Here is a 10,267-nt window from a genome sequence, read left to right on the forward strand (position 1 = left end):
GCCGCAACAAACTGAAACGTTTCACGCCCCCGGTCGACCTCATCTTGCTGATTATTCCCACCTGCAAAGACAGCGCTGTCTTACCTCGAGCTGCGCCTGGGGATAAATCGCCCCTCTGTGGATAACCCCACTTATCCCCAGAAAAACCGAATTAACGCTGAACCAAGCCCGTGCCGAATCGTCATCTACAGTGAAGCACGGGGTCACATAATTCCAACGTCACGGAGAAACACACTATGAGCACTGATGGTGCTTCGAGCCGAAGCCGCCTGCTGCCCAGGTTGCTAGGCGTCTTGCTGCTGATCATGGGCCTGGCCTTGCTGGCCGGGGGTATCAAGCTGACGATGCTCGGCGGGTCGCTGTACTACCTGCTGGCCGGTATCGGCATCACCCTGACCGGCATCCTGTTGCTGGCCACCCGCCGCGCCGCGCTGGGCCTGTACGCACTGGTGCTGTTCGCCAGCACCGTATGGGCGCTGTGGGAAGTCGGCCTGGACTGGTGGCAGTTGGTGCCGCGCCTGGCGCTGCTGTTCGCCCTGGGCATCGTCATGCTGCTGCCGTGGTTCCGCCGTCCGTTGCTGCGCGGCCAGCCTGCCCCACTGGGCACTGGCGCGCTGAGCGTCGCCGTGGTGTTGGCAGGTGCTACCGCCCTGGCCAGCCAGTTCACCAACCCGGGTGAGATGGTCAAGACCGGCCAACTGGACCGCGACGCGGTGCCAGGCATGGCCAGCGCTGCGCCGTCCCAGGCCGATGGCGACTGGAACTCCTACGGCCGTTCGGCCTACGGTGACCGTTACTCGCCGCTGGCGCAGATCACCCCGGAAAACGCCCACAAGTTGGTACCAGCGTGGACCTACCGCACCGGTGACATCCCTGGCCCGAATGATCCAGGCGAGACCACCGCGGAAAACACCCCGCTGAAAGTCAACGGCATGCTCTACGTGTGCACCCCGCACAGCCAGGTGATTGCCCTCGACCCGGACACCGGCAAGGAAATCTGGCGCTTCGATCCGAAGATCAGCAGCCAGGGTGCCGAGAACTTCAAGGGCTGGGCACACATGACCTGCCGTGGCGTGTCGTATCACGATGACGCCGTGTACGCTTCCGAGCAAAGCCCGACCGGCAGCGCCAGCCCGGCCGCAGCACCGAACGCCTGCCCGAAACGCATCTTCGTGCCAACCGCCGACACCCGCCTGATCGCCCTCAACGCCGACACCGGCAAGATGTGCGAAGACTTCGGCGACAAAGGCCAGGTCGACCTGCGTGCCAACATCGGCAGCTTCGCCCCAGGCGGTTACTACTCCACCTCGCCACCGGCCGTCACCAAGAACCTGGTGGTGATCGGCGGCCACGTCACCGACAACGTCTCCACCGACGAGCCCAGCGGCGTGATCCGCGCGTTCGACGTGCACACCGGCAAGCTGGTGTGGAACTGGGACAGTGGCAACCCGGACGACACTACCCCGTTGGCCGAAGGCAAGACCTACACCCGCAACTCGCCGAACATGTGGTCCATGTTCGCCGTGGATGAAAAACTCGGCATGCTGTACCTGCCGATGGGCAACCAGATGCCCGACCAATACGGCGGCGACCGTACCGAAGACTCGGAAAAATACAGCGCCGGCCTGACCGCCCTGGACATCGACAGCGGCCATGTGAAGTGGACCTTCCAGTTCACTCACCATGACCTGTGGGACATGGACGTAGGCGGCCAGCCGTCGCTGATCGACATCAAGACCGAAGCCGGCGTGAAGCAGGCGGTGATGGCGTCGACCAAGCAAGGCAGCATCTACGTGCTGGACCGCGCCACCGGCCAACCCGTGGTGCCGATCCACGAAGTGGCCGTGCCGCAAGGCGCCGTCGCGGGCGACCACACCTCGCCAACCCAGCCGAAGTCGGACCTGAACTTCATGCCGCCGCCGCTCAAAGAGCGTGACATGTGGGGCGTGACACCGTTCGACCAACTGCTGTGCCGCATCGATTTCAAATCCATGCGCTACGACGGTGCGTTCACCCCGCCATCGCTGCAAGGTTCGATCGTGTACCCGGGCAACTTCGGCGTGTTCGACTGGGGTGGCATTTCCGTCGACCCGGTGCGTCAGATTGCCTTCGTCAACCCGAGCTACATGGCGTTCAAGTCCAAGCTGATCCCGGCGGCCGACATCGCCAAGCAAGGCCCGCGCGTCAGCGAAACCGAAGGCGTGCAGCCAAACAAAGGCGCGCCGTACGGCGTGATCCTCGAAGCCCTGCTGTCGCCAATGGGCCTGCCGTGCCAGGCACCGGCATGGGGTTATGTGGCCGCGGTCGACCTGACCACCCACAAAACCATCTGGATGCACAAGAACGGCACCGTGCGTGACAGCTCGCCGGTTCCGGTCCCGCTGACCATGGGCGTGCCCAGCCTGGGTGGCACCTTCACCACCGCCGGTGGCGTCGCGTTCCTCAGCGGCACCCTCGACCAGTACCTGCGTGCCTACGACGTGAAAAACGGCAAGCAACTGTGGGAAGGTCGCCTGCCAGCCGGCGCGCAGACCACCCCGATGACCTACACCGGCAAGGATGGCAAGCAGTACGTGCTGGTCATGGCCGGCGGTCACGGTTCCCTGGGCACCAAGCAGGGTGACTATGTGATGGCGTTCAAACTGCCGGAATAAGCGACACCGGCAACAGAACTGTCACTGTGGGAGGGGGGCAAGCCCCCTCCCACATTTTTTATCAGTGTTCTATGACTTCACCGCGCATCACCGCCAGCCGCGCAATCAGGCGGTTCTGCACCGGCACCGCAATTGCCTCGCTGTCCATCGCCTTGATCAAGTCCTCCACCAACGCATTGAAATCACTGCGGCTCACATTCTGGCCCTTGTGACTCTCGGCCATGCTGTCACCGGTGTAGGTGCAGGGCCCACCCGCCTCCACACAGAACTGCTCGATCAGCTTGTTGCGCAGACGCTGGATATCAATGCGCCGGAAGCGCTCGACGATACGATCATCCCGGGCGATGTTGAGCAACATGCCCTCCACGATCCGCGTGATGCCGGGCATGGCGCCGAGGTCGCGATAGAGGCTGTCGTCCTTGGGCGGTTGCTGCGCGCAGGCGCTGAGCAGCAGCACGAAAACCAGCGGTAGACAGCGCATCAGAAACTCCCCTGCACGGACAAATACGTGCCGTTCTGGTGGTCCAGCGTGGCGATTTCGCCAAGCCGTGCATAAGCCAATACAAACGACACATGCTTGTTGGGGAAGTACCCCACGAACAGATCCGCCCAATCACTTTCGCCGGCAAACGACAGGTTGTCGGGCTTCTCACGGTACTCCACGCCCACCGCCCAACGCGGGTTGAGCAGCAACGCCAGCGAGCCTTCCTTGAGCAGGCTGCGGCTGTCGCGGCGGTCGCCGCCAAAGCCGAGCAAGCCGGTTTCATTGGCCCGACTGTAGCGCAGGCTGCCGTTGACCAGCACGTTGTAGCCAAACGCGGCGCCCATGAACAGGCGGCTGGCGGCCAGGTAGCCTTCGACGTCGCTGTCGCGCCTGGCGCCCACCAGGCTGGGGATATCAAAGTTCGTCTGGTGCTTGTATTCCAGGCCCAGGGAAACCTGCGGCAGCGCGTCGTAGATCACATCACCGAACAGGCGCACCTTGAGGCCGACCACGTCCTGGCCCAGGTTGTCCTCGGGCAGATTGAGCTTATGCACCAGGCTGCCGAGGTCGAAGCGCTGGCGGGCGAAAGACACCTCGACGCGGTTGTCGTAGGCCAGCGCCAGCCCGGCCACGTCCAGCCGATAATCCGGCAGGTTGACCGTGGTCGCGAACGCCGTGGCGCCCCATTCGTGCTGTTCGCCGTATCCGGCCAGCACTGCCCAGGGTGTGACCCCACCGCCCGCCGTGCCTTCGATACTGCTGGCGCCACCGGTAGCGATCAGGCGGCCGTTGTCGGCCAGTGCCGTTTGCAGGGCCAGTGCGCCAAGGCAACCGATCAGGAAAGAAAAACGCACGGTCATGTCACTCAATGAACCAGGGAAGTTTGCGCACTGAGCGGCAAGGCCATCCAGGCTTCGAAGGCGTCGGCACTCAACGGCCGGCTGATCAGGTAACCCTGGGCCGTGTCGCACTGCCAGCGCTCGAGCAGGCGCAGGCTGTGGGCATATTCGACGCCCTCGGCAACGACCTTGAGGCCCAGGTTGTGGCTCATCTCGATGGTGGAACGCACGATCACTGCGTCTTCACTGGTTTCATCGAGGTTGCGCACAAAGGATTGGTCGATCTTCAACTCCTGCACCGGCAGGCGCTTGAGGTGCGCCAGTGACGAATAGCCGGTGCCGAAATCGTCCACCGACAGGCCGATACCGCAATCGCGCAGCAAGTTGAGCACCTTGAGGGCTTTTTCCGGCTCACGCATCACCGCGCTTTCGGTGATTTCAAACAGCAGTTGCTCGGCCGGCAAACCATAGCGACACAGCAATGCCGAGACCCGGTGGGCCAGCTCATCGCCGAGCAGATCGTCCGCCGAGATGTTCAGCGACAGTTGCAAGGACAGGCCGCGCCGGTTCCATTCGCACAACTGGCGAATGCCCTGCTCGATCACCCATTGGGTCAGCAACTGGATGCTGCCCGAGCGCTCGGCCAGCGGGATGAATTCCCCCGGCGAGACCATGCCGAACTGCGGATGCTGCCAGCGCAACAGCGCTTCGGCCTGACGCACATGGCCCTGGCGGATATCCAGCTTGGGCTGGTAGTGCAGCAACAGTTGACCCTGGTTGGCCGCGTGGCGCAGGTCACGGATCAGCGTAATCTGGCGGCGGTGCGCCAGGTCGCGGCCCTGCTCGTAGATTTGCAGGCGGCCGGGCATTTGCGCGGCGTCCTTCATGGCGATGGCCGCGCGTTCCAGCAAGGTGTGCGGGCTTTCACCATCGACCGGGTACACCGCGATGCCCAGGCGACAATCCAGCGCCAGGTCATGGCCGTTGATGCGCTGGGGACGCAGCAGCAGCTGTTGCAGTTTGTCGGCCATGCCCACCGCTTCGTCGCTGCCTGCCCCTTCGAGCAGCAGCAGGAATTCGTCGGCGATCAGGTGCGCCACGGTATCGCCGGGGCGCAACGCCGCTTGCAGGCGCTGGCTGACCGTGATCAGCAGTTGGTCCACCGCTTCGGGGCCGGCGGTTTCGCTGGCGGCGCGCAGGTTGTCGATGCCCAGGTAGATCAGGGCCACCGGGCGTTGCAGGGCAATCGAACTGCCCAGGCGTTCCATGGCCAGCGCACGGTTCGGCAGGCCGGTGACACGATCATGCAAGGCATTGTGCGCCAGCTGTTGTTCGCGCTCGGCAATGCCGTTCTGCATCGCGTTGACCGCCAGGGCCAGGCGCCCCAGTTCATCACTGCGCGCCAGCACCACCGGGGTCTGATAGTCGCCGCTGCCGATGCGTTCGGCCGCCTGCGCCAAGGCCTGCACCGGACGCGACACCGTGCGCGCCAGCAGCAAGGCACCGATCAATGAAGCGATCAGCGCGACCAGGGCAATCCCGAGAATCTTTTCATCCAACGGCACAAAGGCCTGCATCGCCGCATCCAGCGGGCTTTGCAGCAGGGCCAGGACTTTGCCGTTTTCATCACTGGCCAATACCAGCGATTGACTGAGGAAGCGGTGCTCAAGGTGATCGGTGGTGGACACCCCACGCCGCGTCGAGTCGCCCAGCATCAGCGCGCTGATGCTCTGGCGCAGTGCTTGCGGCTGGGTACTGACCAGCTCGCCGGGGCGGTCATGATCAATCGCCAGGAACGAGACTTCCAGGTTGCTCAACGAACGCAGCTCATCGGCAAATGCCGCGTCCATGCTGAACCCCATTACCACCCGCGCGATAGGCAACGGCGCCAGCACCGAAGCTTCCACCAACAGATGCGGCTCGCCCTGCAACGGCACCATCAGCATCGCCTGACGATTGCGCCGGGCTTCGCGCAGGGCCTGGTCGTAGCGAAAGGTCGAGCCCTCCGGAACGTCCTCCAGGGTGCTGGCCAGGACTTTTCCGTCCATGCCCAGCAGGATCATGTCGCTGGCGTTGATGCGCTTGCCGTGGTTGAGCAGCACCGAGCGCAGGGTTGCCGAATCGCCACTGGCGACCGCATCGCGAAAACCGAAGTCGGCCGCCAACAACTGCACGCCATCGGCCAGGCGCCGACCGCGTGTGTCGAGCAAGCGCTCGAACACCCGCGTGCCCACGTCCAGCTGGGCCAGGGCCTGGCCGTGGACCGCCGAGCGGGTGGCGGCCTTGACGCTGAAATACAGCGCGCCGATCACCACCAGTGACAGCACGATCAACACGCAGGCGACCCGCGCCTGGAAGCTACTGCGCAGTTTCATGGGCGGCTCGATTGAAGGCATCGCCAAAGGCGCTGGGCGGCGGCGGCAAATCCGCCGGTGCGGGCTCCAGGCTCAACGTCACACGGTGGCTGAGCCCGGCAGCAGGCATGTGCAAGGTGCCGCCATCCAACGGCTGCATATCTGCCAGTTGCGGATGCCACACGGTGAGGTGGTAGTCACCGGCCGGCAACTGTTCCAGGCGCACACGGCCCTGGGCATCGCTGACGCCGAAACGTGGGTCATCGGTGACATAGATATAGCCGAGCATCCAGTCATGGATATTGCAGCCCAGCACCACCACGCCGGGCCTGTCGAACAGCAGCGGGTCAGTGGGCGTGCCTTCGTAAAGGCGCAGTTCGAAGCGCTTGGCAGCGGAGAACGAATACACCTGATGGCGAATATTGTCGCTGTTGGGGAAGCGCACCTGGGTACCGGTGTGCACTGCCAGTACATGGGGCGCGAAGCGTTGACCGCGCTGGTCCATATCCGCCTTGAGCACGCCTTGCGGCGCCTGCGCAGGGCCGTGCAAGGTGACCACGGCATCGGCAACAGGCTGACCGTCGACCTGCAGGGCCAACACCTCAAGCGTCGCCGCCGATGCGGGGCCGGCCACAGCCAGCAACAGTGCCGTACGAAGTAACGAGTGAAAAATCCAAGCCATGGTCGATCCGCAGGAAATGAGCTGAAAGAGCAGCCTGCCTTGGCACAGAAACATTGAAGTGCATGCATGATGACGCAAACAAGGCCAATGGCCATCATCGGTTTTACAGCAATACATAACCGCCTGTCGGCAAAAAACTATGCATTCGGTCAAGCCTTGTAGAGGTTATCGACGCTGTTTTGAAAATCTGCAGTCGAAGGGAAAGGCTTTTCTAGATCGGCACCCGCTCACGCCGCATCCACATCTCGAACGCCATCGCGTTCAGCGGGCGGCTGATCAGGTAGCCCTGGGCGGTATCGCAATTCCACTGCTTGAGCAGCTTGAGGCTGGGGGCAAACTCCACGCCCTCGGCCACTACCTTGAGTCCGAGGTTGTGGCTCATCTCGATGGTGGAGCGCACGATCACGCCATCGCCGCTGGTGCTGTCGAGGTTGCGCACGAAGGACTGGTCGATCTTCAACTCCTGCACCGGCAAGCGCTGCAATTGCGCGAGGGACGAGTAGCCGGTACCAAAGTCATCCACCGACAGGCTGGTACCGCAACCGCGCAGTTGCTCCAGCACGCTGAGGGCCTGTTGCGGGTTGTGCATGATCGCGCTTTCGGTGATCTCGAAGATCAGTTGCCCGGCGTCCACCTGGTACTGCATCAACAGCGCGGTGACGCGAATCGCCAGGTCGTCATCAGCCAGGTCGTCCACCGAAATATTCACCGACAGCTGGATCAGCATGCCGCGGTGCGCCCACTCGGCGATCTGGCGCACCGCTTCTTCGATCACCCACAGCGTCAGGCTGCTCATGCTGCCGGTGCGTTCGGCCAGGGGGATGAACTCGGCGGGAGACACCTGGCCCAGGGTCGGGTGCTGCCAGCGCAACAAGGCTTCGGCCTGACGCACATGGCCGTGCTTGAGGTCGAGTTTGGGCTGGTAGCACAGGAACAACTCGCCCTCGATGGCCGCACGCCGCAGGTCGCGGATCAGGGTGATCTGGCGCTGATGGGCCAGGTCGCGGTCCTGCTGGTAGATCTGCAGATGCCCCGGCAGGCTCGCGGCGTCATGCCGGGCGATGGCGGCGCGGCTGATCAACTCTTCCACTTGCTGGCCGTCGGCGGGGTAAGCCGCGATGCCGATGCTGACTTCGTGGCGCAGTTCGTCATTGCCGATGCGCTGGGGCTCGGTGAGCAGCGCGTAGAGGCGGTCGGCGCGGGCCACGGCGCGGTCGACCTCGGTGTTTTCCAGCAACAGCAAAAACTCACTGCCGGCGATGCGTGCCGCGGTGTCGCTGGCCAACAGGCTCATGGCCAGGCAGCGACTGGCTTCGCGCAGCATTTCCTCGACACCTTCGGGGCCAAAGCCTTCGTTGATCACCCGGTAATTTTCGATCCCCACATACAGCAACACCACCGGCCTGCCGGCGCTGATCGCACTGCCCAGGCGCTCCATCGCCAGGGCGCGATTGGGCAGGCCGGTGAGCGGATCATGCAACGCGTTGTGCGCCAGTTGCCGCTCACGCACAGCGATGCCGCTTTGCATGGCGTTGAACGCACGGGCCAACAGGCCGAACTCATCATGGCTGCGCACCCGCACCGGCGTGCGGTAGTCACCGGCGCCGATGCGTTCGGCCGCCTGCACCAGCGCATTGAGCGGGCGCGACACTCGCCGCGCCAAAAACAACGCGCCGGCCAACGACACCACCAGCACCGCCAGGGCAATCCCGAGGAACTGCCGGTCCAGCGGCGCAAAGGATTCCAGGGCGTGGTCCAGCGGGCTTTGCAACAGCACCCGCACATCATCGCCGTCGCCCGTGTTGGCCAGCGGTAATACCTGGCTGAGCACACGCTGGCCGTAGAACAAATGGATCCGCGGTTCGGGGTCGACATGCCCGTCGCGCAACAGGCTGAGGGTACCGGCCTGGTAGGCGTCCGGCTGCGTGCTGAACAACGGGCCGGGCTTGCCGTCCTGCACGCTGAGGAACGACACCTCCAGGTTGCTCATGGAACGCAGTTCACTGGCGAACAGCTTATCCATGGGGAACCCCATGACGATGCGAGCGATAGGCAGCGGGTCGAGTACTTCATCCTGCACCAACAAATACGGACGCCCATCCATGGCCACGATCAACATCTGCAGCCCCGTGCGCCGCGCGTGACGCAGGGCATCGTCGTAGGGGAAAAACTGGCCACGGGTGAGGATCGGCAACGTGCTGACCATGACCTTGCCATCCAGGCCCAGCACAAACACCTCGCTGGAGCGGATACCCGTGCCGTGACGGCGCAGCGCAGCAAGGATCGGCACGGTCTTGCCGTCGGCCACGGCTTGCTTGAACGGCAGGTCGGCGGTCAGCCAGTCCAGGCCGTATTGCAGGCGATGCCCGCGCAGATCGAGCAAGCGTTCGAACACCTGGCTGCCGGTTTTCAGTTGGACTTGCGCCTGGTTTTCCACTGCGCGGGCGGTGGCGGTCTTTACCGAGAAATAGGTGGCGGCCACGACTACCAGCAGCAGCAGCGCGAGCACCCCGGCGATGCGGGTCTGGAACGTGTGGCGCCACTTCATCGCAGTGCCCTCTGGCAGCGTTCGCCTCTCTCTGCCACTACGTCCCTTTGTCATGTGCATTCCCTGCGACTGCTGACCTGGCGTCAAAAAAATATCCATTTTGATTGAATATTCGATTTGAGGAGATTAGCTGGGAGTGGGCGTATGTGCACCCAATAAAGCCGGGGAATTGGGTGGCGGTTTTTTGGCGACAAAGGGTTGGCTGAGGTTTTGAGTTGAGTACATATCCGTTATTTTGATAACGGCGACTTATGGCTCCACTCTTACAGTTGCGAACACTGCAATTGTGGCGAGCGGGCTTGCCCCGCGCTGGGTTGCGAAGCGACCCTGAAGAAGGAATTCGTTGAGTCAGATACTCTTCGGTCGCCGGTTTTGGGGCTGCTTCGCAGTCCAACGCGGGGGAGACTGTCAGAAATTTTGTGTTCGGGCATAACATGTAGCTAGAGGTGCATGTATGCCGACCAAAAAGAAGTCCGCCAATGCAACAGCGAGGGAGTTGCCCTCGATTCCCCAAGAGCTGATCGAGCAGTTTGTTAAAGGCCCGATGAGCGCCGAAGCCATTCAAGACGCGTCCATGGCGTTCAAGAAGGCTCTGATCGAGCGTGCGCTAGGCGCCGAGCTGGGTCACCACCTTGGTTACCCTCAGGGCGCGGAGCGCCCTGAGGAGTCGACCAATCAGCGCAATGGCAAAAGCAGCAAGACGGTT

At 63.1% G+C, this 10,267-nt stretch carries 7 protein-coding genes; 2 read left to right on the plus strand and 5 right to left on the minus strand.

Features of this window, described 5'->3' with window-relative positions; translation table 11 throughout:
• Positions 1-236: 236 nt before the first annotated feature.
• On the plus strand, positions 237-2,654 hold the full coding sequence (locus BM026_RS06715; protein WP_093119528.1) for a glucose/quinate/shikimate family membrane-bound PQQ-dependent dehydrogenase: 2,418 nt from the start codon (positions 237-239) through the stop codon (positions 2,652-2,654).
• Between the two features lie 61 nt (positions 2,655-2,715).
• Here BM026_RS06715 and BM026_RS06720 read toward each other — a convergent pair whose 3' ends face one another.
• From BM026_RS06720 to BM026_RS06740, 5 genes are all read right to left on the minus strand, one after another.
• Positions 2,716-3,135 (minus strand): group I truncated hemoglobin, encoded by a 420-nt coding sequence (locus BM026_RS06720; RefSeq protein ID WP_093119530.1) that lies wholly within the window; start codon positions 3,133-3,135, stop codon positions 2,716-2,718.
• Entirely contained in the window at positions 3,135-3,998 is an 864-nt protein-coding gene (locus BM026_RS06725) for a DUF3034 family protein (RefSeq protein WP_093527732.1), read from the minus strand. Before BM026_RS06725 ends, BM026_RS06720 begins: the two co-directional genes overlap by 1 nt.
• A 5-nt stretch (positions 3,999-4,003) precedes the next feature.
• Positions 4,004-6,352 carry a putative bifunctional diguanylate cyclase/phosphodiesterase gene (locus tag BM026_RS06730; RefSeq protein WP_093119536.1) on the minus strand — a complete coding sequence of 783 codons (2,349 nt, stop codon included), beginning with the start codon at positions 6,350-6,352 and terminating at the stop codon, positions 4,004-4,006.
• Entirely contained in the window at positions 6,336-7,013 is a 678-nt protein-coding gene (locus tag BM026_RS06735; RefSeq protein ID WP_092240981.1) for a methylamine utilization protein, read from the minus strand. Before BM026_RS06735 ends, BM026_RS06730 begins: the two co-directional genes overlap by 17 nt.
• A gap of 211 nt (positions 7,014-7,224) precedes the next feature.
• A complete protein-coding gene (locus BM026_RS06740) occupies positions 7,225-9,561 on the minus strand; it encodes a putative bifunctional diguanylate cyclase/phosphodiesterase (protein WP_093527734.1) in 2,337 nt (778 codons plus the stop codon).
• Positions 9,562-10,015: 454 nt separating this feature from the next.
• On the opposite strand from BM026_RS06740, the gene BM026_RS06745 reads away from it, so the two are divergent.
• Positions 10,016-10,267, plus strand: a 252-nt coding sequence (locus BM026_RS06745) for a transposase (protein ID WP_175507931.1), incomplete at its 3' end; no start/stop codon positions are given.

It is taken from the genome of Pseudomonas sp. NFPP24 (genome assembly GCF_900112095.1).
Lineage (GTDB): Bacteria > Pseudomonadota > Gammaproteobacteria > Pseudomonadales > Pseudomonadaceae > Aquipseudomonas > Aquipseudomonas extremorientalis.

Coding starts and splice junctions, on each gene's coding strand:
- BM026_RS06735 (WP_092240981.1), bottom strand. CDS start 7,013: ATGGCTTGGATTTTTCACTCGTTACTTCGTACGGCACTGTTGCTGGCT.
- BM026_RS06730 (WP_093119536.1), bottom strand. CDS start 6,352: ATGAAACTGCGCAGTAGCTTCCAGGCGCGGGTCGCCTGCGTGTTGATC.
- BM026_RS06740 (WP_093527734.1), bottom strand. CDS start 9,561: ATGAAGTGGCGCCACACGTTCCAGACCCGCATCGCCGGGGTGCTCGCG.
- BM026_RS06715 (WP_093119528.1), top strand. CDS start 237: ATGAGCACTGATGGTGCTTCGAGCCGAAGCCGCCTGCTGCCCAGGTTG.
- BM026_RS06725 (WP_093527732.1), bottom strand. CDS start 3,998: ATGACCGTGCGTTTTTCTTTCCTGATCGGTTGCCTTGGCGCACTGGCC.
- BM026_RS06720 (WP_093119530.1), bottom strand. CDS start 3,135: ATGCGCTGTCTACCGCTGGTTTTCGTGCTGCTGCTCAGCGCCTGCGCG.